This is a genomic window from Nguyenibacter vanlangensis, assembly GCF_013376155.1.
Taxonomy (GTDB): domain Bacteria; phylum Pseudomonadota; class Alphaproteobacteria; order Acetobacterales; family Acetobacteraceae; genus Gluconacetobacter; species Gluconacetobacter vanlangensis.
The window spans coordinates 1-781 of sequence record NZ_JABXXP010001034.1; the positions used below are offsets into that span (position 1 = coordinate 1).

The 781-nt window shown below is 61.2% G+C and carries 2 protein-coding genes; one reads left to right on the forward strand and one right to left on the reverse strand.

The genetic code is table 11. The features are described 5' to 3' along the window. Positions 1–196, reverse strand: a 196-nt coding sequence (locus HUK84_RS21030; RefSeq protein ID WP_374729404.1) for a PfkB family carbohydrate kinase, incomplete at its 3' end; no start/stop codon positions are given. 138 nt (positions 197–334) lie between these two features. On the opposite strand from HUK84_RS21030, the gene HUK84_RS21035 reads away from it, so the two are divergent. Beyond that, positions 335–781 (forward strand): MucR family transcriptional regulator (locus HUK84_RS21035; RefSeq protein WP_176641905.1); only part of this gene is annotated, 447 nt, incomplete at its 3' end.

The window sequence follows — 781 nt, forward strand, 5'->3', positions numbered from 1 at the left end:
CGGCCAGGGTGACCGGAGCGCCCAGGCGGGCCACGGCCACGGCCTGGTTGGCGCCCTTGCCGCCGAGGCCGAGATGCGCGCCCTGGGCATGCAGGGTCTCGCCGGGGACGGGCAGGGTGTGCAGGCGAGCCACCATGTCGATATTGACGCTGCCGAATACGACCAGCGGGTGACATTTACTTGGGCGTTCGGCCATTGGTTGGGGGCTTTCGTTAAAATTTGAAAAGGTCATTGTATTAAATATTTGATGACCTTATGATTTCCGTATGCGTCATATTAGAAACGTGATGCGAATCGCAACTGGAATAATAAACGAAAGAAATGGGAAATCGCTATGTCGGACATTGAGCAGGATGCCTCCTTGCTGGAACTGACGGCACAGATCGTGTCGGCTCATCTCTCGAACAACTCCGTCATGGCCGATGGCGTTCCGGACCTGATCCGACAGGTCTACCAGGCCCTGACGTCGCTGGGGCAGGCGGCGCCCGAGCCCGAGAAACTGCAGCCGGCGGTGCCGATCAAGCGCTCGGTCTTCCCGGACTATGTGATCTGTCTGGAGGACGGGAAGAAGCTGAAGATGCTGAAGCGGCATCTGCAGAGCGCCTATGGCATGACGCCGGAACAATATCGTGAACGCTGGGGCCTGCCGGCGGATTATCCGATGGTGGCACCGAATTACGCCGAGCGGCGTTCCACGCTGGCGCGCGAGATCGGGCTGGGCCGCAAGATCACCGCGACCACCGAGGAAGCGGCCGCCCCCGAGGCGGCGGCGCCCAAGCCG